Here is a 23917-nt window from a genome sequence, read left to right on the forward strand (position 1 = left end):
GCCTTGTCGATCACGGAGCGCGAGGCGCTCCCTCGCCGAGGCAACTGCCACAGCCTATCCTCGGATCACGCTCACAGCGAAATGCGCGCGCGTGCTGACCTGCGAGGACGTACGTTGGCAGTCGTGTCCCTCACACTCGACGAGGCCCGCGCCCGGGCCGGCGTGCTCAGCTCCGTCTCCTACTCCCTCGATCTCGACGTCACCGGCCTCGAGACCTTTCGCAGTCTCACCAGGGTCAGGTTCCGGTCCGCGGCCGCCGAGACGTTCCTGGAGCTGAAGGGCGCGCTCACGGTGTCGCTGCTCGTCAACGGGGCGGCGGTCGAGGCTGCGTACGACGGTGGGCGGCTGCCTCTGACCGGGCTGTCGACCGAGGCGGTCAACGAGGTCGAGGTGATCGCGACGCTGCCCTACACGACCGACGGCGACGGGATGCACACGTTCACCGACCCCGCCGACGGGTCCCGCTACGTCTCCGCCTACCTGGGCATGGACAACGCTGCCAAGGTCTTCGCCTGCTTCGACCAGAACGATCTCAAGGCGACGTTCGCGGTCTCGGTGAGCGCCGATCCGGCCGACACCGTCCTCGCCAACGGAGCCGTCGTCTCGCACGACGCCGGCCGCTGGGTCTTCGCGACCACTCCCCCGATCCCGCCGGCGCTGCTGGTGGTCGCGGCCGGGCCGTGGCACTCGGTGCGGTGGACCGCCGAGCTCGACTCCGGGACGAGCCTCGACTTCGGCTGGCACGCCCGGCGGTCGCTGGCGGCCGAGCTTGACCGAGACGCGGCCGAGCTGCGGCGTACGTCTGAGGCGTGCTTCGCCCACTACGCCGACCTCATCGACGAGCCCTTCCCCTTCGACTCCTACGACCAGGTCTTCGTGCCCGGGCTCAACTGGGGTGCGCAGGAGATGCCGGGCTGCGTGACCTACCGCGACGAGCTGCTGCCGCGCGGCGCGATCACCGACACCCAGCGCGCGATCCGCGCGGTGATCATCGCCCACGAGATGTCGCACATGTGGTTCGGCGACTCGATGACGATGACCTGGTGGGAGGACACCTGGCTGCAGGAGTCGTTCGCCGATTACATGGGCTACCGGGTCGCGGAGGCCGGGGCGGGCTTCTCCGACCTGCGGGTCGAGGTGGAGATCGGCAGCAAGCCGTGGGGCTACCGCTCCGACGCGCGGCGCTCGACCCACCCGGTCGCCCCGCTCGCCACCGACGTACCCGACGTCGACACCGCCGCGACCATCTTCGATGGCATCTCCTACGCCAAGGGTGGCGCCTGCCTGGTGCAGCTGGCCTTCTGGCTCGGTGACGAGGAGTTCATGGCGGGGGTCAACCGTCACCTGACCCGATTCCGCTTCGCGAACGCGACCTTGGCCGACTTCGTCGAGTCGCTCGAGGCGAGCTCGACGAAGGACGTACGCGGCTGGGTCGACGCCTGGCTCCGACGACCCGGCTTCGACACGGTGGCGGTTCGGCGCGAGGGGGACGTGCCCGTGCTGGAGCGCGACGGAAGCCGGCCGCACGCCTTCACCGTGGCCGCCTACGACTCCGCGCTCCGGCTCGTCGGGCGCAGGCGGGTCGAGCTGGGGGCCGAGCCGCTGTCGCTGCCGGAGTTCGCCGGCCTCACGGTCGTGCCCAACGCCGGTGGCGAGACCTTCGCCGCGCTGCGGTTCGACCCCGCATCGTGGGAGACGCTCTCCGGCGGGCTGTCCCGGATCGAGGACCCGCTCGTACGTGCCGTGCTCTGGTCCTCCACCGCCCTCCAGGTGCGCTCGCGCGACCTCTCCGCCGACGACTTCCTCGACCTGGTCGAGACACACCTGCCCGCCGAGACCCGCGCGGACATCATCGAGGGCGTGCTCTCAGAGGCTCGGTCCGTGGTGATTCCGCAGCGGGTGCCGGCCTCGTACGCCGCGGGGGCGGTGGCCCGGGTCGCAGCCGCGGCCGCCGCGGGCCTGGCGACCTCCGGGGAAGACGAGCAGCGCGCCTTGGCCTGGGCCGCAACCCTGGCCGCGACCAGCGCCGACGCCGGGCTGCTGCGCGACTGGCTGGACACCGACCGGATCGCGGCCGGCGTCCCGCTGCTGCCGACGACACGCTGGGAGGCGGTCGTACGCCTCGCCTCCCTCGGGGAGGCCGACGCGCGTCTCATCGCCGCCGAGCGCGACCGCGACGGCACCGTCGAGGGAGACCTCGGGGCGCTCCGCGCCCTCGCCGCCCGGCCCTCGACGGTCGCGAAGGACGCCGCCTGGTCGGCGATGCTCGCTCCCGGCGTCGACAACCGTCGTTTCGGTGCGCTGGCATCGGGCATGTGGGTCGCCGAGCAGGCCCATCTGCTTCGTCCCTACGTCGCCGCCTATCTCGCCGAGGCCCCGGCGCTCGCCACGCGTGGTCAGGCCTTCGCCATCGAGGTCGGGCGCGCTTTTCCTCGGATCGCTCTCGACGCCGGCCAGCTCGACGCACTCCGTGCCGCCCTGGCCGGCGACGTACCGACGATCCTGCGGCGTTCCTGGGAGGACCACTTCGACGACCGCGAGTAGTGCCCACTAGCCTCTTGTCGCCCTCGACCCCCACCCTCTGAGGACGGCCATGAAGAAGTCGCGCATCTGGCTCGGCGTCGGGATCGCGTTCGTCGTGCTCGTGGTCGCCGTCGGCGGCTCCGGCTGGTATCTCGCCCACCGGCTCGATCGTCAGGTGCAGACCGTCGACGTCTTCGCCGGTCTCGAGGAGCGTCCGGAGCCGGCGAGCGACGCGGCCGCGGGGGCGCAGAACATCCTGCTGCTGGGCACCGACGGGCGCACCGGCGGCAAGGCGACCACCGGCAGCGGGGCGACAGGGTCGTGGACGCCCGGTGAGCAGCGGGCGGACACGATGATGCTGCTCCATCTCAGCGCGGACCGCCGCTCGGCCTCGGTCGTCTCGATCCCCCGGGACTCCTGGGTGCGGATCCCCGGCCACGGCAAGGCCAAGGTCAACGCCGCCTTCTCCCAGGGCGGCCCGCGACTCAGCGTGCAGACAGTCGAGAAGCTCACCGGCGTACGCATCGACCATGTCGCCTGGGTCGACTGGGCCGGCTTCGAGGAGATCGGCGACCTGCTGGGCGGCGTCGAGGTCTACGTCCCCGAGACCGTCCACGACTCGGCGCGCAACCACACCTGGACCAAGGGCACCCACCTGCTCAGCGGCGAGGAGGCTCTGCTCTACGTCCGCCAGCGCTACGGCCTCCCGGGAGGAGACCTGGATCGGGTCAAGCGCCAGCAGTACGTCCTCCGCTCCATCCTCCGCGGCCTGCGCCAGAGCGTCGACCCGAAGAACCCCAAGAAGGCCTACGACCTCCTCGACATCATCACCCGCCACCTCACCGTCGACTCCGGCTTCTCGGGCGGTGATCTCCGCGACCTCGCCCTCGACCTGGCTCGAATGCCCTCTTCGGACCTGACCTTCTTCACCGCCCCCGTCGCAGGGCTCGGCAAGGAAGGCACGCAGAGCATCGTTCGTCTCGACAAGCGCAAGGGCCGGCAGCTCTGGGACGCGATGCGCGAGGACGAGATGGATGTGTGGCTGGCTGAGAACCCCGAGGTCGTGACCGGCGGGACGGTCAGCTGAGGTTCCTCGGGGCTGGGGCCGCCGACCCTGTATTGGATGGTGTTCTCGCCGGCTCCCGGAGTCAAGGACGGCCTTCGGCCGCCGGCTTCGCCGGTCGCCTGCGGCGATCCTTGACACCGTGATCCGTCGAGAATTTTGGCTGGTCATCGGGTCGGCGGCGGGGTTTGGCGCAGCGGTTGTCGGTTGGGTACGGGCTTCGGAGTCGTGGCTGGCGTGCTGCCGGGGCAGGGCACCCGGGTCCTCGGTGCCTACGCCGGTGGGCGACACCTTGTGAATCGCTCACAAAGCCGCCGCTTTCCGGCGACGACTCCCGGGCCGGGAGCTTCCCACTCCTCCGCACGGTCCCCCACGCCAACGGAGCATTCCCACTCTCCGGAGCGTGGGGAAGTTCCGTGCGAGTGGGAAAGGTCCGCAGACGTGGGGAAAGCTCCGCCCAGTTGGGGATCACCAGGCCTGGCAGCAGTCATGGCCCTAGGGAGTCATGACCGCAATGGGCCACTGCAGGAGGGCGCGAGTCACTTCGCGTCTCTGCGAAGTGCGTCGACGAGGTTTGAACCCGTTGACGTGAGGCCACCCAGGTCCACATCGAGGGCCCAAGCGAAGCCGCCGTGGCCTGGGGCAGGAGAAGGTGTCCGCGCAGGCGAGGCATTCGCGGGTGGGTCTCGCTCTGCCGGTTTAGGGACGGCGGGTGAACCGAACGGTGCCGTCGGGTAGCCGCTCATGAACATAGGCAGGGTTGTGCGCCAGACGGTGATGATGCGGGCAGAGCAGGACTCCGTCTTTCAGGTTCGTTCTTCCGCCGACTGCCCACGGGTCGAGATGGATGCTCCTATGCATGTCAAGCGGCGGGTTCGTGCTCTGCGGCTGGTTTGTTGAGGTCTGTCAGGAGAGCGCGGTAGAGCTCGCGGACGGCCGCGCGCTTGAGGCATCGGATGATCTCGCTTTTGGTCTTTCCTTCGGCGGTGCGGCGGGTGACGTAGGCCTTGGTGGGTTCGTGCCATCGGAGCCGGTTGATGATGATCATGTGAATCGCGGAGTTGGCTCTCCGGTCGCCGCCGCGGTGGAGTCGATGCCGGGTTGTGTTGCCGCTGCTGGCTGGGATCGGGGCGACACCGCAGAGGCGTGCGAGTGAGGCCTCGGTTGAGATCCTGTCGCGGTTCTCTCCTGCGGTGGTCAGGAGTTGCGCAGCTGCTTCAGGTCCGGCGCCGAAGACCTGGAGCAGGGCGGGCGCTGCGTGTTGAACGAGTTCTGTGAGTTGCTGGTTGGCTTCCTCGATCTCTTCATCGAGAGCTTGAACGCGCCGTGCGAGTCGGCGCAGCATCGTCTTGGCGATGACTGTCAGCTCCCCGGACTGGGTTGAGGTCGTTGGTCGCAGGCGTAAGCAGCGGGCAACCAGTGCGGCGCGGTTGAGCCCTCGCAGCTGTTCGCGCAGTGGTTCGGGAGCGGAGTAGATCAGGCCGTGCATCTGGTTGATCGCGGCCTTGCGTGCTTTCGAGGCGCTGCGCCTGGTGGTTTGGATCATTCGGATCGCTTCTACGTTCCCGTTGCGTGTCTTGGGGACCGTGGTGGCCATGCCGGCCAGCACGGCGCGCGCAGCATTGATCGCGTCTAGAGGGTCCGACTTGCCCTGCAGATACCGGGCCTGACGGTTCGCGCGGACGACCTCGATGACGACCACGTCGCGGCTGGTGAGGTACCGGGTGAGCCCTGCTCCGTAAGACCCGGTTCCCTCGACCCCGACCGCTTCGACCCTCCCGTACCGCTGCAGCCACTTGAGGGCTTGGGCGTAGCCCTTCGCAGTTGCTGGGAACTCGCTGTCGCCCAGCAACTTCCCTGTTCGCGCGTCGAGCGCAGCGCAGTGGTGAGTGGCGCCGTGGGTATCGACGCCGCCGATCACCTCGCGATCCTCGCTTCGATTCGTCATGCTGGTGATGCCGTCCTCTCCTCGTCGGGTGGATGGACAGACCACCGGCATCGCCAGGGCGGACAACACAGAGATGGGCGTGTTCCTAGCAGGCTCCTATCAAGTCACGCCCAGCGTGCCGGTGGTCTGACAGCACGCCACCTCGTGCAACGGTCGACCAATCCATTTCAGGACAGGCGCGCTTCATGCTCGCGCCGTCAATGAGCGCTCAGAGTCAGGCCGCCACACGAGATGACGCACCGACATCCTCTCTGTGGGCGTCGCACCATTCCGGTGGCATGTCGCAGCCTTCGGCTTGGCAGCACTTCTGCTGCAACCGGAGTGCTTTGCGTTGGATCGGCACGAAGAACCTGCTGGCCCGGCCGGCGTCAAGGACTTCGCTGTCGCCGCCGAGGACCCAGGGGATGATGGTGGCGTTGCACGCCATCCGCCGGGCCTCAGCAGCGGTGATGGTGGTCCCGTTGGTCTCGTCGTAGCCGAGGGTCGCGGTGCCGAGCTCTTTGCGGAGCTCCTCGAGCGAGATCACCACATTCACGACCGTGGCGTCGCCACCGTGTCGGGGCAGCACATTCGGGTCGATGGTCTCGATCAGGCGGGCGAAGCCTTGTCCCATCATCCGCTCCCACGGCGGGAGCGGGGCGCCTTTGTCGACCAGCTGCTGCTTGCGGGGTTGGGCGTAGGCCTCGACCAGCCGTTTGAAGCGCATCCCGATCGAAACAGGGAGGACACCGTCGAAGCCGATGGTGCCGTCGTGGTTGTCCCAGACCCGCAGGGCGGTCTTCTGCTGGGCGCGTTCCTCTTCAGCCAACAACGCTTTGGCTTCGGCTGCCTCGAACCGGGCGGGGTCGACCTCGAGCAGGATCCGTCTACCGACGACCCGCAGTTCCTTGGCCGTGAACTGGGTGGCGTACTCGACCAGGAGCTTCTCAGCGAGAACGAGGTCCTCGACGGTGGCGGCCGGGTCGGTCTCGACCTTGTCGAGGGCCTTGGTGATCACTCGGGCCTTCGCCTCGGAGACGACGCCCTCAGCGAGGCCGGCAGAAACCAGCTCGTATCTGGCCACCGAGGTGGCGAGCTTGATCTGCGACCGCGCGGCACCTTTGTCGACGAGCAGCTCGGCACGCATCCAGGCGGACGCGTCCTTGTCTCCGGTCTCTGCGGCGATATCACCTGAGACAGCCAGCACCCGCAGCGTCAACGCCGCTTGTTGGGCTTGGAGCTTCTCCACCTTCGCCAGGAAGTCCTCCTTCTGACTAGTCCGCCAGTAGGTCGGGTCCATGGCAAGGAGCTCTTCAAGAGAGGTCTCGATGGCAGCAAGAGCCGACTCGATGACGTCGGCGGGGTTGATGCCCCAGTGGTCGATGCTCATGGCTGCCACCTCCCTTCAAGGCGTGTCGTAGTGCCTCCGATTCTACTCCAACCCAGCCTTCTTGAACACCTATTTATGCAGGTCAACCGGTGTTTTCGCGGTGAGCGAACGACCTCATACCTGTGGAGGGTAAGTGGCCCGGAGGGCCACCCTCCCACCCCACGAACACCATCGTTCCGAAGCAAAATTGCGCTGCGCCACACCCGGGCCGCCGCCCCGATAGCCAGCCAAATCTTTCTCGACGTGGTCCGGTGTCAAGGACCGCGAAGCGGCCGGCGGAGCCGGCGCCCGGAGGGCGTCCTTGACTCCGGGACAGGTCGAGAAGACCCTCGAAGCCGGGTCGGCGGCCCTGTCCGGCCTTCGGGTGGGACGATCCGGCAGGGAACTGTGTTGGTCTCGACACGCCTCCGCCTAGCGGCTCCGGCGGCTCGACCAGCGGAGTCGGGTCTCGACAAGCTCGACCAGCGGAGTCGGGTCTCGACAAGCTCGACCAGCGGAGTCGGGTCTCGACAAGATCGACCACCGAGACGAGACAAGCTAGACCACCTCGGACGACAACCTCAGCGAAGCGCCCTCAACCGCCCATCCAGCTCACACATGAGCGAAGCGACACGATTCCCCCCAGAAGAAACGGCGGGATACCGCAAGAGAACCCCCACAACCCCCGGCGTCGCCCGAGCAACAGCACGGTCCAACGAGACCGAAGCAGCCCCAGGATCCCCAGAGGCGTCGATCTGCTCGATCCGAGCGACGCTCGCGGCAGCACGCAGGATGTGCCCGACCTGAGCAGCGTCGGCGAGCGGATGGAGATAGGCCGCCGAGGCAGCGTCGCCGGCACAACGCGCCGCCAGCCGAGAGGCCTCGTTGGGCGCGTCCGCAGCCGCGCGATGAGCGTCCATGGAGGTGACCCGCTGCAGCTTCGTACGCCTCGCACCACCGACGAACTCCCAGGCGGCGTCCAGCGCCAGCCTGGGTCGACGGTCGTCGGGGCGAGCCGCCTCGAAGACCGGCAGCACCTCGGCTGCGGACTCGGCGACGTAGCGGGCGACGACCCGCAGCTCGTCCGTCGTCAGCTCGAAGTCGCCGGACACAGGGACGCGAAAGAAGCGAGGCTCAGGCGTGACCGTCGAACATCGAGGTCACCGAGCCGTCCTCGAAGACCTCACGGATTGCGCGGGCGAGCATGGGGGCGATGGAGAGCGTGGTGAGCTTGTCGAACTGCTTCTCCTCCGGCACCGGGAGTGTGTTGGTGATGACGACCTCGAGGGCCGTGGAGTTCTTGAGCCGGTCGACGGCCGGGTCCGAGAGGATCGCGTGGGTGGCGCAGATGATCACACCGGCCGCACCCTCGGCCATGATCGCGTCGGCGGCCTTCACGATCGTGCCGCCGGTGTCGATCATGTCGTCGGTCAGGATGCAGATGCGGTCCTTGACCTCGCCCACGACACGGTTGGCGACGGTCTCGTTGGGCCGGTTGATGTCGCGGGTCTTGTGGATGAACGCCAGCGGCGCCCCACCGAGACGCGCCGCCCACCGCTCGGCGACCTTGATCCGGCCGGCGTCGGGCGACACGACCGCGAGCGGCTGGTTGCCGTACTTGTCCTTGATGTAGTCGGTCAGCAGCGGCAGCGCCATCAGGTGGTCGACAGGGCCGTCGAAGTAGCCCTGGAGCTGGTCGGCGTGGAGGTCGACGGAGATGATCCGGTCCGCACCCGCGGTCTTGAACATGTCAGCGACCAGACGCGCCGAGATCGGCTCGCGACCACGGTGCTTCTTGTCCTGGCGGGAGTAGCCCCAGAACGGCATGACGACGGTGATCCGCTTGGCCGAGGCCCGCTTCAGCGCGTCGACCATGATCAGGTGCTCCATGAGCCACTGGTTGATCGGCGCCGTGTGCGACTGGATGACGAACGCGTCCGAACCGCGCACCGACTCCTCGTAGCGTACGTAGATCTCGGAGTTAGCGAAGTCGTAGGCCGCGGTCGGTGTCAGCTTCGTCCCAAGCAGGTCAGCGACCTCCTCGGCCAAGACCGGGTGAGCCCGGCCGCTGAAGAGCATCAACTGCTTCTCGGTGGTGCGCTTGGTCATGTGCTGGCTCCTACCCCCGGGGTCACTGCTCTTGGATTCTCCATCAACTACACCGCCTGACCCAACCCCCGACGTCACTCCCCTGTCGCCAGGGGTTCACCGATGATGGGTACGCCGGCCTCGAGCGCCTCCTCGGCAGCGGCAGCCTGCGGCGTGCCTGCCCTCCTCGACAGCGCCCATCCCTCGATGGTCCGCTGCTGACCTGCAGAGACGGCCAGCGCACCGGCCGGCACGTCCTCCCGGATCAGGGCCTGGCCACCGGTCGCCGCACCGTCTCCGACGACCACCGGAGCGACGAAGGTCACACCAGACCCCGACTTCACGTGGCGTCCGATCCGGGTCTTGTGCTTGTTGACCCCGTCGTAGTTGGCGAAGATCGTCCCGGCCCCGATGTTGGAGCCCTCCCCGATCGTCGCGTCTCCGACGTAGGACAGGTGCGGCACCTTGGCACCGACGCCGATCGTCGAGTTCTTGACCTCGACGAAGCCGCCGATCTTGCCCTCTTCGCCGAGCACCGTGCCCGGGCGCAGGTACGAGAACGGCCCGACCTCGGCACCGGGTCCGACGACGGCGAGCTCTGCCTGCGTACGCACCACCCGGGCGCCGTGGCCGACCTCGGTGTCCTTCAGCGTGCAGTCGGGGCCGACCACCGCGTCCTCTTCGATCCGGGTGGCACCGATCAGCTGGGTGCCCGGCAGGATCGTGACGTCGGGCGAGAGCTCGACATCGGCGTCGATCCAGGTCGTGGCCGGGTCCATCACCGTGACCCCGTCCTTCATCCACCGGGTCACGATCCGGTCGTTGAGGATCTTCCCCAGCGCGGCGAGCTGAGCCCGGTCGTTGGCACCCTCGGCCTCGCTGACGTCGTCGAGGACGTACGCGTCCACGCCCAGCCCGTCAGCGACGGCCAGCGCGATCGCGTCGGTGAGGTAGAACTCCTTCTTGGCGTTGTCGTTGCCGATCCTGGGCAGTACGCCGGCCAGGAAAGCCCCGTCGAAGGCGATGATCCCCGAGTTGATCTCGGTGATCGCCCGCTGCTCGTCGGTCGCGTCCTTCTCCTCGACGATCCCGCTGACCCCCGCACTGGGCCCATCACTGGCACGCAGGAGCCGGCCGTAGCCGAAGGGCTCCGGGACGATCCCGCTCAGGATCGTCGCGGCGCGCCCGGCGGCCTCGTGGTCGGCCACCAGCGCGCGCAGCGACTCACCGCGCAGCAGGGGCGTGTCGCCGTACGTCACCACGACCGTCCCGGCAGTGACCGACGCCGTCTCGACCGCCATCCGCACCGCGTGCGCCGTGCCGAGCTGCTCCTCCTGGACCGCGATCGCGGCCTCGGGGAAGATCTCGGCGATGTGCGGCTCGACCAGCTCCCGCTGGTGGCCCACGACCGCGACGACCCGGGACGCTCCGGCCTCCGAGACCGCGGCCAGCACGTGGCCCACCAGACTCCGCCCTGCGATCTGGTGGAGCATCTTGGGAGTCTTGGACTTCATCCGGGTGCCGCCCCCGGCGGCCAGCACGATCACGGTGAGCTCGCTCATGTTGGCTCAGTCTAGGGTCCCCGCCTCGGGATCCTGGACAGGGTCAGCGGACCCGTTCCTCGGCGGCGTTGAGGACGCCGACGATCTGGTCGTAGTCGCCGCGGACCTCGGCGTAGCGCAGCAGCTTCACCTGCTCGACGAGCACCTCGCGGGCCTCGGGATCCGCCTCGAGGAGCGTCATCACCTCGTCGACGTACGCGTCGAGCGGCATCGCGTGATCGGCACTCTCGTGGCCCGGCATCAGCGCCGTCCGCACCGCCGGCGGAACCAGCTCGGTGACCTGGATCCCGATCGGAGCGAGCTGCATCCGGATCGACTCGGAGAGCTGGTGGATCGCCGCCTTGGTCGCGTTGTAGGTGGGCGTGAACCGCAACGGCGTGTGGGCCAGCCCCGAGGAGACGGTCACGATCGTGGCCCCGGGACGCTCACGCAGGTGCGGCACGAACGCGTCGATGAGCCGGATCGGGCCGAGCAGGTTCGTCACGACGGTCTCCTCGGCATCGGCGAGAAAGCCCGGCGTGGTCCAGTCCTCGGGGCGCATGATCCCGGCCATCGCGACGAGCACGTTCAGGTCGGGGAAGCGGCCGACCACATCGGCGGTCGCCTCCGCGATCGACGCGGCGTCGGCGGTATCGATGCGGACGGTCTCGAACCCGTGGGCCTCGGCCAGCTCGGCGAGCAGCGACGTACGCCGCCCGCCGATGATCACGGTGTTCCCACGCGACTTCAGGCGCAGGGCGAGAGCGAGACCGATCCCGGACGTCGCTCCGGGGACGAAGATGGTGTTTCCGGTGATGTTCATGCCTCCACACTGCGGCGACTGATCCGTCTGCGGGAGAGACCTGACGATCGTGGGATCGGCGATCCCTGGTTACGGGCGAGCCCGCACCGCATGATGGATGCCATGGACCGTGCCTCGCTCGCCGATTTTCTCCGCCGCCGTCGGGAGACGCTCCGCCCGCAGGACGTCGGTCTGGTGGTCGGGCCGCGCCGACGCACACCTGGCCTGCGCCGCGAGGAGGTCGCCGCCCTGACCGGGATGTCGACCGACTACTACATACGTCTCGAGCAGCAGCGCGGTCCGCAGCCCTCCGACCAGATGCTGTCGGCGCTCGCCCGGAGCCTCCGGCTCACCGTCGACGAGCGCGACCATCTCTATCGGTTGGCCGGCCACAACGCCCCGCGGCGTACGTTCGAGGACGGCCACGTCGCTCCGGCGCTGCTGCGCGTGCTGGACCGGCTCGAGGACACCCCCGCCATGATCCTGTCCGCGCTCGGCGAGACGCTGGTCGCCAACAGTCTCGCGACCACGATCTTCGGCGACCGCCCGGCGCTGACCGGCTGGGACCGGTTCGAGTCCTATCAATGGTTCACCGACCCCTCGACCCGCGATGTCTACCCGCCGGAGTACCACGACAACCACGGCCGCGGCCTGGTCGCATCACTCAGGATGGCCTACGGCGCTCTCGGCGAACGCTCTCGCGCCGACGAGCTCGTCCGCCTCCTGAGCACCCGGTCCGACGAGTTCCGCGAGCTGTGGGATCGGCACGAGGTCACCCACCGGTTCGAGGACCACAAGACACTCCTGCACCCGCAGGTGGGCCCGATCGACGTCGACTGCCAACTGCTGTTCACCCAGGACCAGGGTCAGGCCCTGCTGGTGCTGACCCCCGTGCCCGGAAGCGAGGCGGAGGAGAAGATCCGGCTGCTCGCCGTCCTCGGCCACGAGGAGTTCAGCGCGCCTTAGAGATCGTCCAAGCGGACCAGACCTATCCCGGCAGGCCCTTGCCCAGATCGAGGACGAGGACGGCCATGTCGTCGGAGGGCGGCGTGGTGGAGAAGTCGGCGACCGCGCGCAGCAGCCGGTCCGCGACGGCCTGCGCCCCGGTGCCGATGCCGGCGGCGAGCACGGCCTCGACCCCGGCCTCCTCGAACATCGACTCCACCGACGCCTCTGCACGGCGCTCCAGGACACCGTCGGTGACGACGACGAACCGATCGCCGCGCTCCAGCGTCACCTCGTCCTCGATGTAGTCGACCGCGTCGAGCACCCCGAGCAGAGCCTGCGGCCGGCCGACCCGGCGGGCCGGGACGCCCGGCCTGGCCCGGGTGACGAGGAACGGCGGCGGATGGCCGGCACAGACGAGCCGCAGTCGGAACCGGGAGGCCGCGGTGACCTCGATCGTCCCGCAGACCATCGTGATGAACCGGCCTCGCTGCCCCTCGTCGCAGATCGCGGCATTGAGCCGCTCCAGTGTCGGTGCGATCGGGATACCGGCCCGGATCAGCGCCCGTACGGTGTGGCGCGACATCCCGGCGACCGTGGCCGCCTCCGGCCCGACACCGCACACGTCGCCCACCATGAAGCCCCAGCGCCCGGCTCCGAGCGCGAAGATGTCGTAGAAGTCGCCACCGGCGTCGTTGAACTCCCCCGTCGGCTCGTAGCCCACCCCGATGTCGACGCCGGGGATCTCCGGGAGCACCGCCGGCAGCAGGCTGCGCTGCAGGGACTGGCCGATCTCGTGCAGCTCGGTGTGGGCGCGCGCGTTGTCGATGGCCAGCGCCGCCCGGCGGGCGATCGATTCGGCGACCATCAGTCGCTCTCGGCGCAGCGGCTCACCAGCGGGACGCCCGAGGGTCAGCCAGCCGATGATCCGGTTGCGTGCCTCCAGCGGAAGGATCGCGACCTCGCCGGGAAAGTCGGGCTCGGTGGGCGTCTCTCGATCCTCAGGGGTGGCCTTCTCGAGGGCGTCCTGCAACGCGTCGAGCTGTTGCTCGTCGGCGTGCCAGGCGAACTGGAGCCGGGGCCGGTCCCGGGCATCGTTGAGGTGGATCCCGCACCAGGTGGCCAGTCGAGGCACGACGATCTGCCCGGTCATCGCCGCCGTCGTCTCCAGGTCCAGCGACCCTGCCAGCATCACGCTGGCTTCGCCCAGGAACGCCAGCCAGCCGCGTCGCTCGCCGTCGGCCGCCCGGGTGGATGCCCGGTCGACGCCCGCTGCCGCCCAGTCCGCGATCCGCTGGAGCTCGGCGCCGTCCTCGGTCGTGAAGCTGCTCGGCTCGGACCGTGCGACCGCCAAGGTCCCGATCACCCGGCCGTCGAAGGCCACCGGCGCGGTGACCAGCGAGCGCAGCTCGAGCCCCCGGAGCAGATCGACCGGCGTCGCCCGCAGGTCGACGATCGACAACGGCCGAAACGACGCCCTGAGACCAGGAGCGCCGGCTTCGCCGCGACGTACGTTCCGCCCCTGGACCGGCGCAGCGGAACCGCTCGTGGCGGCCACCACGAACTGGTCGTCCATCTCGTCCTCGAGCAGAAGGTACGCGGCATCGGCACCGAACCGCTCCCGGGTCTGCTCCACCACCAGGTCGAGCATGTCCGTGAGCGGGAGCTGGTTGAGCACCAACCCGCCCAGTCCCAGCGGATCCTGGCCGGCGGACTCGGCCCTGCGGCGGCGTACGTCCTGGACCTCCGGGCCGCCGGCTCCGGGAGCATCGGCGTCGAGAGTCTCCTCGACCAGCGCGAACGCCGCCCACACTCGCTTGTGATTCTTGCGATACTCCACTCCCCAGGCCGTCGACAGCGCCGAGGTGATGAGGAGTCCGCGACCGTGCTCGCCGGCTCCGGGACGGGCGTTCACGCCGACCGGGAGCACCCGGTTGGGGTGCTGGTCGAACACGTCGATGCGGAGCCGGTCCGCCTCACGGACGACCGCCACCGTCATCGGCGTGCCGGCATGGGTGACCGCGTTGGTCACCAGCTCGCTGGTGAGCAGCACGGCATCGTCGAGGAGGTCGTCGAGACCCCATCCGGCCAGCACCGTCCGTGCGAAGTGGCGCGCTTCGGAGACCGACGTGGGTGCCGGCTCAAAGGTGCGCGACAGCGTCTTGGCTCTGGTCCTCATGGCCACCGACGATTCTGCACCCGTTCGGCCCGGAAAGGCACTGATCGGGCGAAGGTACCGGCGCGTAGGTCAGGGAACTATCAGAATCGGTGGTGAACGGCCGTTTCTCAGCCACTACGAGCCGGTGGGTGCGACACTTCAGAGGACGCGCGATCCAGCGCGAGAGGAGGCGAGATGCCCTCATCGCCGGGCCCGTCGGCGGACGCAACGACCGACACCACGCTCCCCGAGCAGGTGCCCGTCGATCCGATCGCGCTGCGCCGGGTCAAGGACGCGATGACCGCGATGCGCGACGGCATCTTCACCGGGCGGATCGAGCCCGTCGACGGCCCGCTCGGAGACCTCGCCTCCCTCCACAACGAGATCGCCGATCGGCTGAGCCACCTGAGCGACGAGCTCGCCCGCGTACGCCGCGACGCGGGCCGCGGCGGTCATCACGACGAGCGGCTCCGGCCGAGCGTCGGGGGTGGCTCCTGGGCCGGGGCCGTCGAGGACGCCAACGGTCTCGTCGACGACCTGGTGCGTCCGACCGCCGAGGTCGCCCGGGTCGTCGCGGCAGTCTCCGCGGGCGACCTGACCCAGACGATGGCGGTACGCCACGGCAGCCGCGCCCTCAAGGGCGACCCGCTGCTGGTCGCCAAGAGCGTGAACAGCCTGGTCGCCCAGCTCGCCACGATCACCGAGGAGATCGCCCGGGTCACCCGCGAGGTCGGCACCGAGGGCAAGCTCGGCGGCCGTGCCCGCGTGCGCAACGCCTCCGGCACCTGGCGCGATCTCGTCGAGGCGGTCAACACCATGTCCTCGCGCCTGACCGCCCAGGTCCGCGACATCGCCGAGGTCACCACCGCGGTCGCCAACGGCGACCTGTCCCGCACGGTCACCATCGAGGTCTCCGGCGAGATGGCGCAGCTCAAGGACACCGTCGACCGGATGGTCGGTCAGCTGTCCTCGTTCGCCGCCGAGGTCACCCGCGTCGCCCGCGAGGTCGGCACCGAGGGCCGCCTCGGTGGCCAGGCCGACGTGCGCGGCGTCTCCGGCACCTGGCGCGACCTGACCGACTCGGTCAACACGATGGCCTCCAACCTGACCTCCCAGGTGCGCGGCATCTCCTCGGTCGCCAAGGCCGTCGCCCGCGGAGACCTGTCACAGCAGATCACGGTCACCGCGCGCGGTGAGGTCGCCGAGCTCGCCGAGACGCTCAACTCGATGACCGCCACCCTGCAGACCTTCGCCGACGAGGTCACCCGCGTCGCCCGCGAGGTCGGCACCGAGGGCCGCCTCGGTGGCCAGGCCGAGGTCCCCGGCGTCGCCGGCCGGTGGAAGGACCTCACCGACTCCGTCAACTCGATGGCCACCAACCTGACCAACCAGGTTCGCGACATCGCCCAGGTCACCACCGCGGTGGCCGGCGGCGACCTCTCCCAGAAGATCACCGTCGACGTACGCGGCGAGCTCGCCGAGCTCAAGACCACCGTCAACACCATGGTCGACCAGCTCTCCGCCTTCGCCGACGAGGTGACGCGTGTGGCCCGCGAGGTCGGCACCGAGGGCATGCTCGGCGGCCAGGCCGAGGTGCCGGGCGTCGGCGGCCGGTGGAAGGACCTCACCGACTCCGTCAACTCGATGGCCACCAACCTGACCAACCAGGTCCGCAACATCGCCCAGGTCACCACCGCCGTCGCCGGCGGCGACCTCTCCCAGAAGATCACCGTCGACGTACGCGGCGAGCTCGCCGAGCTCAAGACCACCGTCAACACCATGGTCGACCAGCTCTCCGCCTTCGCCGACGAGGTCACCCGCGTGGCCCGCGAGGTCGGCGGCGAGGGTCAGCTGGGCGGCCAGGCGGCGGTGCCCGGCGTCTCCGGCACCTGGCGCGACCTGACCGACTCGGTGAACTTCATGGCGGGCACGCTGACCGCCCAGGTCCGCAACATCGCCCAGGTCACCACCGCCGTCGCCCGCGGAGACCTGAGCCGGCAGATCACGGTCGACGCGCGTGGCGAGATCCTCGAGCTCAAGTCGACCATCAACACCATGGTCGACCAGCTCTCCTCCTTCGCCGACGAGGTCACCCGCGTCGCCCGCGAGGTCGGCACCGAGGGCCGCCTGGGCGGCCAGGCCGACGTGCACGACGTCTCCGGCACCTGGAAGGACCTCACCGACTCGGTGAACTCGATGGCGTCCAACCTGACCTCCCAGGTCCGCAACATCGCCCAGGTCACCACCGCCGTCGCCCGCGGCGACCTCACCCAGAAGATCACCGTCGACGCCCGCGGCGAGATCCTCGAGCTCAAGTCGACCATCAACACCATGGTCGACCAGCTCGGGTCGTTCGCCGACGAGGTCACCCGCGTTGCCCGCGAGGTCGGCACCGAGGGCATGCTCGGCGGCCAGGCCCAGGTGCCGGGCGTCGCCGGCACGTGGCGCGACCTGACCGTCTCGGTGAACTCGATGGCCTCCAACCTGACCAACCAGGTCCGCAGCATCGCCCAGGTCTCCAAGGCGGTCTCCCAGGGCGACCTGTCCCAGAAGATCTCCATCGAGGCGCGCGGCGAGGTGGCCGCCCTCGCCGGCACCCTCAACGCGATGGTCGACACGCTGCGTACGTTCGCCGACGAGGTCACCCGCGTTGCTCGCGAGGTCGGCACCGAGGGATCGCTGGGCGGTCAGGCACACGTACGCGGCGTGGCCGGCACATGGAAGGACCTCACCGACTCGGTGAACTCGATGGCCTCCAACCTCACCAACCAGGTCCGCAACATCGCCCAGGTCACCACCGCCGTCGCCCGCGGCGACCTCTCCCAGAAGATCACCGTCGACGCCCGAGGCGAGATCCTCGAGCTCAAGTCGACGGTCAACACCATGGTCGACCAGCTCTCGTCCTTCGCCGACGAGGTCACCCGCGTCGCCCGCGAGGTCGGCACCGAGGGACAGCTCGGCGGCCAGGCCGAGGTCGCCGACGTCTCCGGCACCTGGCGCGGGCTCACCGAGAACGTCAACCAGCTCGCCTCGACGCTGACCACCCAGCTGCGCGCGATCGCCGAGGTCTCCGCCGCGGTGACGCAGGGTGACCTGAGTCGACAGATCACCGTCGGTGCCGCCGGCGAGGTGGCCGACCTGAAGGACAACCTCAACGAGATGATCGACTCGCTGAGGGAGACCACGAAGGCCAACGAGGACCAGGACTGGCTCAAGACCAACCTGGCCCGGTTCACCGGCCACATGCAGGGCGGACGCGACCTGCTCGAGGTCGCGCGGCTGATCGTCTCCGAGCTCACCCCGCTGGTCGGCGCCCAGCAGGGCTCGATCTTCCTCACCGACCAGACCGCCGAGCACATCGGACCGAAGGTCCTGCGCCGGATCGCCTCCTACGGCTATCAGCCGAGCCCGGACGTCCCCGACGTCTTCGCCGTCGGCGAGGGCCTGGTCGGGCAGGCCGCCTACGACCGCCAGCCGATCATCGTGCGCGACGTGCCGGCAGGCTTCCTTCGGATCTCCTCCGGACACGGCTCGGCCGCGCCGACCTCGGTCGTGGTGCTCCCGGTCGTCTTCGAGGAGAAGGTCATCGGCGTCGTCGAGCTCGCCTCCTTCCGGCCGTTCAGCGCCGTCCACATGCAGTTCCTCGAGCAGCTCGCCGAGTCGATCGGCGTCTCGCTCAACGCGATCATGGCCAGCTCCCGCACCGAGGAGCTGCTGGTCGAGTCGCAGCGCCTCGCCGCCGAGCTCCAGGACCGGCAGGACGAGGGCGCCCGCCAGCAGGTCGAGCTCCAGGAGACCAACGCGGCGCTCGAGGAGAAGGCCCGCCAGCTCGTCGACCAGAACCAGGCGATCGAGATCAAGAACCTCGAGATCGAGGAGGCCCGGCGCGGCCTGGAGGAGCGCGCCGAACAGCTCGCCGTCTCCTCGCGCTACAAGTCGGAGTTCCTGGCCAACATGTCGCACGAGCTGCGTACGCCGCTCAACTCGCTGCTCATCCTGGCTCGGCTGCTCTCCGACAACGTCGACGGCAACCTCAACTCCCGCCAGGTGGAGTACTCACGCACCATCCACGGTGCCGGGACCGACCTCCTCCAGCTGATCAACGACATCCTTGACCTCTCCAAGGTCGAGGCGGGCAAGATGGACGTCCACGTCACCGACGTGGCCGTGACCTCGGTGGTCGAGTACGTGGAGGCGATCTTCCGGCCGCTGACCGCGGAGAAGGACCTCGACTTCATCGTCAGCGTCGACCCCGACGTACCTCGCGTGCTGCGCTCTGACCAGCACCGCCTTCAGCAGGTGCTGCGCAACCTGCTCTCCAACGCGGTCAAGTTCACCGACAGGGGCGACGTCCGGCTCCTGATCCGCAACGCCTCCGGCGAGCGGTTCTCGATGCGCAGTCTGCAACAGGCGGACGCGGTGCTGGCGTTCTCCGTCGTCGACACCGGCATCGGCATCCCGCCCGAGAAGCTGAGGGTGATCTTCGAGGCGTTCCAGCAGGCCGACGGCACGATCAGCCGCAAGTTCGGCGGCACGGGTCTGGGCCTCTCGATCAGCCGCGAGGTCGCCCACCTCATCGGCGGCGAGATCCAGGTCGAGAGCGAGCCGGGGCACGGCAGCTCCTTCACCCTCTACGTCCCCCGGACGAGCTCCGAGACCACCGAGGCCCAGCCTGCGACACCCGCCGTCAGCGAGCAGAGCGAGGCCGGGAACCGGGCCGGCCAGCTGCTGCTGGTGATCAGCGGCGGCAGCGAGGATTCCGGCGCCAGCGCCGTCGTGGAGGCGATGTTCGGATCGGTCGACGAGGTCGAGACCGTCGTCGAGTCGTCACCCGAGGGCGCTCGGGCCGTCCTGGCCGAGCGTGAGGTCGACTGCGTGGTCCTGGACCTGCCTCCGGGCGAGGGCGGCTTCGACGTACTCCGCTGGATCCGCAGCCACAAGCGCACCAAGGACATCCCGGTGGTGCTGAGCAGGTTGGGCGAGATGACCAGGGCCCAGCAGAACCGGCTGGCCAGATACACCGAGGCGATGACCCTCGAGATCCCGGCAACCACCGAGGAGGTGATCGACGACGTGAGCGTTCTGCTGGGCCGCACCGCAGAGTCGACCCCACGGACGTACGTCCCCGAGCCCGACGCCGACGGCCAGTTCGCGGGCCGGCGGATCCTGATCGTCGACGACGACGTACGCAACGTCTTCGCGCTGACCAGCGCGCTGGAGCAGCACGGCATCGACGTCCTCTACGCGGAGTCGGGCGAGGCCGGGATCGAGGCGCTGCAGCGCGAGCCGGGTGTCGATCTCGTCCTGATGGACATCATGATGCCGGGCATGGACGGCCTGAGCGCGATGCGGATCATCCGCGACAACCCGCAGTTCAAGAGCCTGCCGATGATCGCCCTGACCGCGAAGGCGATGACGGGCGACAGGGAGGACAGCATCGCCGCCGGCGCCTCGGAGTACATCACCAAGCCGGTCGATGTCACCGACCTGCTCGCACTGTTCCGGTCGTGGTTGTCATGAGCGAGCGCGAAGGGAGGGCGAAGATCCTGCTGGTGGACGACCGGCCGGCCAACCTGGTGGCCCTCGAGGCCATCCTCGGCTCGCTCAACGAGACCCTGATCCGCGCCGGTTCCGGGGAGGATGCCCTCCGTGCTCTGCTCCACGACGACTTCGCGCTGATCCTCCTGGACGCGCAGATGCCTGGGATGGACGGGTTCGAGACGGCCACCCGCATCAAGGCGCGGGAGCGCACCAAGGACGTCCCGATCATCTTCCTGACCGCCGGCGACTTCGACACCCATCTCGCCTATCGCGGCTACGCGACCGGCGCCGCAGACTTCCTCACCAAGCCGTTCGACCCGTGGCTGCTGCGCGCGAAGGTGCAGGTCTTCGTCGACCTGTGGCACGCGAGCCGCAAGCTCAGCACACAAGCAGACCTGCTACGCCGGTCTCTGGACGGGCGCCACGCCTCGGCGCCGGGGCGGGTCGACGTCGACCTCGTCGCGGATCTCCGTTCGCGGCTCACCGGCGTGGAGGAGGCGGTGGCAGACCTGGACAACGGTGCCGACATGGGCCCCGGGGGCGATGCCCGCCGTCGGCTCGGACAGCGGATCGACGACCTCAGACAGGCCCTCGACGCGCTGGGGTGATCAGACCGCGGTGATCGGGCCGGGGAGACTCAGATCCGGGAGCGGTACTCCGCGAGGATCTTCTCCGCCTTCTCCTTGTCGGCGTCCTGCAGCGGGATGAGCAGCTCGGCGACCACGTCGGTCAGCTCGGCGACGCGCCGGTTGAGCTGACGCTGCTCCTGCACCTCGGCCTCGAGCGCCTCGATGCGGCGGACCAGCGAGGCACGCGTACGGGCCGCGTCGCGCGCACCGCGCGCGATGTTCTTGATGCTGGATTCGTCGGACATGTCAGTTTCCTTCTGCACGGTGTCTGGGGGAAGGCCACGAGGCGCGCAGCCGCGCGACGCCCGGCAGCGGGTCGCCGAGCATGTCCTGCCCGTCGTTGATCTCGAGGTGCTCGACCACTCCGCCGGCCGCCTCGATCTCGGCCTGGACGACGGCGGGGTCGACGCGACGTACGAGGCCTTCGGGCTTCGGCTCGGGGAGCTCCTCCTCCCCGGTGACCGCGAACTCGAGATAGAGCTTGCCGTCGCCGGGACGCAGCGCCATCTTCGACAGGGTCCAGAGCTGGCTTCGCGCGGCCTTGTCGAGGCAGCCGATCAGGTCGCGGGCGTAGAGGTGGTGCGGGTCGCGGGCCAGCCGCGCGCCCAGCGTCAACGTCTGCCGGAGCTCGCCGAGGATGAGCTGGTCGGCGTTCATCGAAAGCTTGTTGCGGTTGGCCCGTCGGCGAATGGCCGCGACAGCGGCGCGGGAGAAGTCCATGGCCTGCACCTGGTGACCCTTGCGGGCGAAGTAACGCGCATCGCGCCCGACCGCACCGGCCCCGATGTCGACCACCTTGGCGTCCTCGGGCAGCTGCTCGAGGACCCATTCACCGAAGGACGACTGCTTGCCCTCGAGGTCACCGCCGCGGTTGCCGTGGAACTCGGTCCAGTGCCCCATGTCGGTGCGGAAACCCCGCAGCCAGCCGTCCAGGCGACGTACGCCGGCGGGCGGGTCCGCGTACTTGAACGACGGGTCCGGGGTGCGCCACTGCGGACCGTAGATGAAGGCCAGCATCTCCTCGGGCTCGGCGGGAGCCGGGAAGTCGTAGCCGTGCAGGTTGATCGTCGACACGGGCACGATCGCCTCGCGGCGCAGCCGGCCGGAGCGGTTGCCGAGCTGGTAGAAGACCGGCTCGCCGACCTCGTCGGGCACGTAGAACGCCACGAAGATGTCGATGTGTACCTTGCGGCCGTCGGAGACCTGGTGCAGCACCTTGATGTCGCCACCGGACATCCGCAGGACGTTCCAGCCGCGCTCGCGCATGGTGCGCTCGATGGCGTACGACTCGGTGATGATCTCGGCGGGCACGGTGTGCTTGGAGAGGTAGCAGACGTCGGTGTCGGAGTCGTGCCCGAGCATCCGGCCCTCGCGGATCGCGCCGAGGAGCGCGCCGTAGTTGAGGTAGGCCTCGACGCCGACCACGTCACGGAGGTCGGCGAGGACACGCTGGGTGCCGTCGAGGATCTCCTCGCGGATGCGGGTGTCGGTGGCCTCGAACGCGCGGGTCAGGTGGCCGACCTTGTCGACGCTGAGCGGATTGCCGCTGCCGTCGACGATCGAGATGACGCCCTCGTGGGTGCCGAGGGAGACCTTCTCCTCGAAGAGAACCTCGCCCTCGTAGTCGGCGATGGTGACCGTCGCCGAGCCGTTCAGGAAGCGGGTGAGGACGTTCGGCCACGGCACCAAGATGCCGCCGTCGGCCGGGTGGCCGTCACGCTCGGGAGTGAGGGACCAGACGTACTGGCCGTCGACGGAGAGGATCAGGACCTGCGTGGCGGAGTCCCGGACGAGGACCCCCTCGTCGGAGATCTCGAACTGTTCGCCGGGCGTGAGGGCGCTGACGGTCACGAGACCTGGGCACCTTCTCGCGCGATCGCCTTCCGCAGAGCGGTGCTGCTGGTCTGGAGGGTGTAGGGGAAGTAGACGACCTCGACGCCGACGGAGGCCATCTTCATCTCGAGGGCGTCACCCTTCTCGGTGCCCTTCCAGTCATCGCCCTTGAAGAGGTGGGTGAACCCGACCTCGCGCCAGGAGTCGACCTTGTTGGTGGTGCGCTCGGCGTAGACCGCGTCCACGATGCCGATCGCCTCGACGATCTCGAGCCTCTCGACGAGCGGGACGGTCGGGATGATCCCCTTGGCCGTCTCGCAGACCTCGTCGGAGACCACACCCGCGATCAACGTGTCGCAGCGCTCGCGCGCCTGGCGAAGCATGTTGAGGTGACCGATGTGGAAGAGATCGAACACGCCAGGTACGTAACCGATGACCGGTCCCATGCCCACGCTTCCTCCAAGTGTTTGTCGAGTAGTTTGGGCGACTTTACACCCTGTTCCCCCACGGCCCAGATACAGGCCAGTATCCATGTCTCCCCGCACATCTCCGGAATCACCAGCGCGACACGCGGACGTCCACAGGAAGCCCGGTGACCTTACCCGAAAGTGAACAGCGCATGGCCATTTCCGCCGGAACCCCGCTCACGCGGGCGGCATGACCCCGAGGATGACGAGCAGACCGGGGGTTCAGAGCGACACTCGATCTGGCGTCACCCATTCGACATCGTACGAGAGGATGCACGTGTGCTGATCGACATGGTTCGACTGCCTTCCGGGGGCCCTGTCGCCGAGGCCATGGTGGACCGCCGGACCGGGCGGACCTGGACGGTCGAAGTCGATCCGATCGAGATCGCTACGACGGTCATCACCGTCCGGCAGTGGAACGCGGTGTTCGACACGGTGACCGCGCCGAGTGAGGGAGACCTCCCGAAGGTCGATGTCAGCTGGCGCCAAGCAGTCTCGTTCTGCAACGAGATGTCCCTGAGGGACGGGCTCACCCCGCCGTACGCCATCACGACGGTCGAGCCACCTGTCCGGCAGAACAGCACCTGGACTCCGCACGACGAACCGGCACCCGACGACTGGTGCGTGACGTGGGACCGAGAGGCGAACGGGTATCGGCTACCCACGGACGCGGAATGGCAGGTCGTCTGCCGGGCAGGCTCGACCGGCCCTCGCTACGGCAACCTGGACGACATCGCCTGGTACGCGGACAACTCCCAAGGATCCCTGCACCCGGTCGCGAAGAAGATGCCCAACGCCTGGGGGCTGTTCGACACCTTGGGCGGGGTGTGGGAATGGTGCTGGGACCTCTATAACGCAGAGGTGTACGGGTCGTACCGCATCATCCGAGGCGGCGGCTGGAGCGACCCACACTGGAGCTGCCGGGCCGGCGTCCGCCGCAAGACCAACCCGCAGGCTGCCTTCGACGACCTGGGCTTACGCCTCGCCCGAACGATCACCGGCTGACGCCAGCGCTGCGCCCCTACCCGCCG

16 protein-coding genes are annotated in these 23917 nt (G+C 69.0%); 6 read left to right on the forward strand and 10 right to left on the reverse strand.

Annotated elements, in window-relative coordinates; all coding sequences use genetic code 11:
* Positions 1-123: 123 nt before the first annotated feature.
* Both pepN and BJ988_RS19535 read left to right on the forward strand, forming a co-directional pair.
* Positions 124-2544: an aminopeptidase N gene (gene pepN, locus BJ988_RS19530; protein ID WP_179659600.1), complete on the forward strand. Its 2421-nt coding sequence runs from the start codon at positions 124-126 to the stop codon at positions 2542-2544.
* A gap of 49 nt (positions 2545-2593) precedes the next feature.
* Complete coding sequence (locus BJ988_RS19535) at positions 2594-3610, forward strand: LCP family protein (RefSeq protein WP_179659601.1); 1017 nt, start codon at positions 2594-2596, stop codon at positions 3608-3610.
* 838 nt (positions 3611-4448) lie between these two features.
* On the opposite strand, the gene BJ988_RS19540 is transcribed toward BJ988_RS19535, so the two are convergent.
* The 6 genes from BJ988_RS19540 to BJ988_RS19565 form a co-directional block, all read right to left on the reverse strand.
* Positions 4449-5534, reverse strand: a complete 1086-nt coding sequence (locus BJ988_RS19540) for an IS110 family RNA-guided transposase (RefSeq protein ID WP_179656809.1) — start codon at positions 5532-5534, stop codon at positions 4449-4451.
* A gap of 214 nt (positions 5535-5748) precedes the next feature.
* Positions 5749-6903 (reverse strand): 13E12 repeat family protein, encoded by a 1155-nt coding sequence (locus tag BJ988_RS19545; RefSeq protein ID WP_179659602.1) that lies wholly within the window; start codon positions 6901-6903, stop codon positions 5749-5751.
* 560 nt (positions 6904-7463) lie between these two features.
* Positions 7464-7994 (reverse strand): putative immunity protein, encoded by a 531-nt coding sequence (locus tag BJ988_RS19550; protein ID WP_179659603.1) that lies wholly within the window; start codon positions 7992-7994, stop codon positions 7464-7466.
* A 22-nt stretch (positions 7995-8016) separates the two neighbouring features.
* A complete protein-coding gene (locus BJ988_RS19555) occupies positions 8017-8991 on the reverse strand; it encodes a ribose-phosphate diphosphokinase (RefSeq protein ID WP_179659604.1) in 975 nt (324 codons plus the stop codon).
* 74 nt (positions 8992-9065) lie between these two features.
* A complete protein-coding gene (glmU, locus tag BJ988_RS19560; protein WP_179659605.1) occupies positions 9066-10532 on the reverse strand; it encodes a bifunctional UDP-N-acetylglucosamine diphosphorylase/glucosamine-1-phosphate N-acetyltransferase GlmU in 1467 nt (488 codons plus the stop codon).
* 43 nt (positions 10533-10575) lie between these two features.
* Positions 10576-11334, reverse strand: a complete 759-nt coding sequence (locus tag BJ988_RS19565) for an SDR family oxidoreductase (RefSeq protein ID WP_179659606.1) — start codon at positions 11332-11334, stop codon at positions 10576-10578.
* Between the two features lie 102 nt (positions 11335-11436).
* Here BJ988_RS19565 and BJ988_RS19570 point away from each other — a divergent pair, with 102 nt between their 5' ends.
* Entirely contained in the window at positions 11437-12279 is an 843-nt protein-coding gene (locus BJ988_RS19570) for a helix-turn-helix transcriptional regulator (protein ID WP_179659607.1), read from the forward strand.
* A gap of 22 nt (positions 12280-12301) precedes the next feature.
* On the opposite strand, the gene BJ988_RS19575 is transcribed toward BJ988_RS19570, so the two are convergent.
* The gene (locus tag BJ988_RS19575; RefSeq protein ID WP_179659608.1) at positions 12302-14437 is read right to left on the reverse strand and encodes a SpoIIE family protein phosphatase; all 2136 of its coding nucleotides are present in this window, start codon (positions 14435-14437) and stop codon (positions 12302-12304) included.
* A 174-nt stretch (positions 14438-14611) separates the two neighbouring features.
* Here BJ988_RS19575 and BJ988_RS19580 point away from each other — a divergent pair, with 174 nt between their 5' ends.
* On the forward strand, positions 14612-19936 hold the full coding sequence (locus tag BJ988_RS19580) for a HAMP domain-containing protein (RefSeq protein WP_179659609.1): 5325 nt from the start codon (positions 14612-14614) through the stop codon (positions 19934-19936).
* Entirely contained in the window at positions 19933-20565 is a 633-nt protein-coding gene (locus tag BJ988_RS19585) for a response regulator (RefSeq protein WP_179661597.1), read from the forward strand. The genes BJ988_RS19580 and BJ988_RS19585 overlap by 4 nt, the downstream gene beginning before the upstream one ends.
* A 29-nt stretch (positions 20566-20594) precedes the next feature.
* Here BJ988_RS19585 and BJ988_RS19590 read toward each other — a convergent pair whose 3' ends face one another.
* The 3 genes from BJ988_RS19590 to BJ988_RS19600 are packed head-to-tail and all read right to left on the reverse strand — an operon-like array spanning position 20595 to position 22865.
* Positions 20595-20831: a DUF6752 domain-containing protein gene (locus tag BJ988_RS19590; protein WP_179659610.1), complete on the reverse strand. Its 237-nt coding sequence runs from the start codon at positions 20829-20831 to the stop codon at positions 20595-20597.
* Position 20832: 1 nt separating this feature from the next.
* Positions 20833-22437, reverse strand: a complete 1605-nt coding sequence (locus BJ988_RS19595; RefSeq protein WP_179659611.1) for a class I SAM-dependent methyltransferase — start codon at positions 22435-22437, stop codon at positions 20833-20835.
* Positions 22434-22865 carry an FAD synthase family protein gene (locus BJ988_RS19600; protein ID WP_179659612.1) on the reverse strand — a complete coding sequence of 144 codons (432 nt, stop codon included), beginning with the start codon at positions 22863-22865 and terminating at the stop codon, positions 22434-22436. The genes BJ988_RS19595 and BJ988_RS19600 overlap by 4 nt, the downstream gene beginning before the upstream one ends.
* 300 nt (positions 22866-23165) lie before the next feature.
* Here BJ988_RS19600 and BJ988_RS19605 point away from each other — a divergent pair, with 300 nt between their 5' ends.
* A complete protein-coding gene (locus tag BJ988_RS19605) occupies positions 23166-23891 on the forward strand; it encodes a formylglycine-generating enzyme family protein (protein ID WP_343051695.1) in 726 nt (241 codons plus the stop codon).
* Positions 23892-23917: the final 26 nt, after the last annotated feature.

The organism is Nocardioides panzhihuensis, assembly GCF_013408335.1.
Taxonomy (GTDB): Bacteria; Actinomycetota; Actinomycetes; order Propionibacteriales; family Nocardioidaceae; genus Nocardioides; species Nocardioides panzhihuensis.

Excerpts from the sequence above, each read along its gene's own strand:
- BJ988_RS19535 (WP_179659601.1), top strand. The coding sequence starts at position 2,594 with ATGAAGAAGTCGCGCATCTGGCTCGGCGTCGGGATCGCGTTCGTCGTG.
- BJ988_RS19540 (WP_179656809.1), bottom strand. The coding sequence starts at position 5,534 with ATGACGAATCGAAGCGAGGATCGCGAGGTGATCGGCGGCGTCGATACC.
- BJ988_RS19545 (WP_179659602.1), bottom strand. The coding sequence starts at position 6,903 with ATGAGCATCGACCACTGGGGCATCAACCCCGCCGACGTCATCGAGTCG.
- BJ988_RS19555 (WP_179659604.1), bottom strand. The coding sequence starts at position 8,991 with ATGACCAAGCGCACCACCGAGAAGCAGTTGATGCTCTTCAGCGGCCGG.
- glmU (WP_179659605.1), bottom strand. The coding sequence starts at position 10,532 with ATGAGCGAGCTCACCGTGATCGTGCTGGCCGCCGGGGGCGGCACCCGG.
- BJ988_RS19565 (WP_179659606.1), bottom strand. The coding sequence starts at position 11,334 with ATGAACATCACCGGAAACACCATCTTCGTCCCCGGAGCGACGTCCGGG.
- BJ988_RS19570 (WP_179659607.1), top strand. The coding sequence starts at position 11,437 with ATGGACCGTGCCTCGCTCGCCGATTTTCTCCGCCGCCGTCGGGAGACG.
- BJ988_RS19575 (WP_179659608.1), bottom strand. The coding sequence starts at position 14,437 with ATGAGGACCAGAGCCAAGACGCTGTCGCGCACCTTTGAGCCGGCACCC.
- BJ988_RS19580 (WP_179659609.1), top strand. The coding sequence starts at position 14,612 with ATGCCCTCATCGCCGGGCCCGTCGGCGGACGCAACGACCGACACCACG.
- BJ988_RS19585 (WP_179661597.1), top strand. The coding sequence starts at position 19,933 with ATGAGCGAGCGCGAAGGGAGGGCGAAGATCCTGCTGGTGGACGACCGG.
- BJ988_RS19590 (WP_179659610.1), bottom strand. The coding sequence starts at position 20,831 with ATGTCCGACGAATCCAGCATCAAGAACATCGCGCGCGGTGCGCGCGAC.
- BJ988_RS19600 (WP_179659612.1), bottom strand. The coding sequence starts at position 22,865 with ATGGGACCGGTCATCGGTTACGTACCTGGCGTGTTCGATCTCTTCCAC.